Origin of the sequence: Maribacter sp. (assembly GCF_049667165.1) — a bacterium.
Taxonomy (GTDB): domain Bacteria; phylum Bacteroidota; class Bacteroidia; order Flavobacteriales; family Flavobacteriaceae; genus Maribacter_A.
The window spans coordinates 1-1,905 of sequence record NZ_JBATHS010000123.1 but is presented as its reverse complement, the minus strand read 5'-3'; the positions used below and the strand labels follow the sequence as shown (position 1 = coordinate 1,905).

The following is a 1,905-nucleotide window of genomic DNA, read 5'->3' as shown; positions in this document are numbered from 1 at the left end:
ATCCGAACTTAAGTAAAGTGGCGAGTAAAATAAGTATGATAATCGAAAGGGCAAGCGTTGATTTTATAATGCGGTTAAGTTGATATTTAACCAGCAATTTGGAGTAGAACAAGGAACTGAGCAATGCTGCAGCGGCAACTAATATATACCCCAAAGGCAGTTGTTCCGCACCCAGTTCAGAAAGAAAAATCGAATTGACCGTGGGTTTGATGATCAGCAACACGGAAATTATGATAAAGATGTAGCTAAACATAAAAAGGGAGATTTTGTATTCTCCCTTTCTAATATCAAAAAAGTGCTGCGCTAGTTTATAAATCATAAAATCAATTCGGGAAATCTAAACCCCAATCTCAAATTACGGGTTTTTTAAGTACTTTTTCTATAGGTTTCACCAGATTTCTTATTATCTGTTCCCCATTGGCATCATCGATAAGAGCTACCAGAATATACCTCCGGCTGGGATCTTTGCCCCACACCAATATAGAATCGGAATGGTAGGTTTTCCACGAACCTGATTTTCTAAAAAGTCGCGCATTGGGGGCTACCTTATCCAAAGTGTTCACGAACTTATGGTGCAGTTCAGGGTTCTCCATAATCGTCAACATCTGTTTTGACCTTTTTTCGTTGACCAATTTTCCGTTGGCGAGCAGGTAATAAAAACGACACACTTGGCTTACCGAAGCTGCATGGCTCAAGTTTTTAATCGGTTCACGATTCGTGTCACCCCCGCCGCCATAACGTTTGCCCACCCAGAGTCCGCCACCATTTTCCTCGTCATAAAAGGCATATCTTGGACTGGTCATTACGGATTCTATTTTGTCATAACCTACACGATCGATCATTCTGGTTGATGCGGCATTGTCCGATTTGCTAATCATCAAACGCATGTCTTTTTTGACCTCAGGGGTTTCTTTCAATTCCCCTTTTTCAATGGCATCCATGGCGGACAATAAAATGGCGATTTTAGGCAAGCTGGCAGCATACATCATGTAATTGCCATTGATTCTTGCAAATCTTACTTTTTCAGGATTGCTCAAATCAACGACACCCACGGCCATTTTCTTTGAGGCAATCAGATCGGCCCATTCTGAATTGTTCATAATCTCAGTTTCCAAACGTGACTGTAACGACGAGTCGACCATTTTAGAAAGCGGTTTTATTTTTTCATTGGCGATTTTAATAGGCAAGCCTTGTTGAGGATACGAAAATGAAGCCAACACCAAGGTGAAAAACAAAGGGATTATTCTCATATATTCTATTATAATTTAAAAATGTAGCCAAAATTAGTCAATCCGCTAATGTGCAATATGTTAAATGTTGTGTTGGGAACAACTTTGAAAACACCAATAGTTTGAGGGTTTTTAGGGAAAATCCCATTTTTAATTGTTAATATTTTCTATAATGCGCTCCCCTTTACTATCCAATCATTGGAAATCGAGGTCAAGATAAGCTAATAATACATTCGTAATGGTCGATTGTTAGATAACCCTTTGTCAAGTGATAGGGGTATTGAGGAAGGTTCGTGGTCGATCGTAATCTCTATCATGGAAAAAAGCAAGCTATATTTTTTAGCCTGCTTCGTTTTCAACTTTTTGTTGATTTATTCGTGATCGCGACAGGATTACCTTCGGTGTTCCTTGGCACTCCGTGCTGAAAATCAACAAAAGAAAACGCTACATCCAAAAAACAAAAGCAAGCTATGTTTTTTAGCCTGCTTTGTTTTCAACTTTTTGTTGATTTATTCGTGATCGCGACAGGATTCGAACCTGTGACCGTCTGCTTAGAAGGCAGATGCTCTATCCAGCTGAGCTACGCGACCATTTTTAATTACAGGCTTTCGAGGGTCAGTTACGAAAGCATGTGCTCTATTTCTGACGATTGCCTTCGGCAATATCAGAATCCTGA

At 39.7% G+C, this 1,905-nt stretch carries 2 protein-coding genes and 1 tRNA gene; all 3 read right to left on the bottom strand.

Annotated features, from left to right (window positions below; genetic code table 11):
* The coding region (locus WBM98_RS06340; protein WP_424365186.1) for a hypothetical protein at positions 1-253 on the bottom strand (253 nt) is incomplete at its 3' end.
* A gap of 97 nt (positions 254-350) precedes the next feature.
* A complete protein-coding gene (locus WBM98_RS06335; RefSeq protein ID WP_424365185.1) occupies positions 351-1,250 on the bottom strand; it encodes a serine hydrolase in 900 nt (299 codons plus the stop codon).
* Between the two features lie 495 nt (positions 1,251-1,745).
* A tRNA-Arg gene (locus tag WBM98_RS06330) sits at positions 1,746-1,819 on the bottom strand.
* Positions 1,820-1,905: the final 86 nt, after the last annotated feature.

Excerpts from the sequence above, each read along its gene's own strand:
- WBM98_RS06335 (WP_424365185.1), bottom strand. The coding sequence starts at position 1,250 with ATGAGAATAATCCCTTTGTTTTTCACCTTGGTGTTGGCTTCATTTTCG.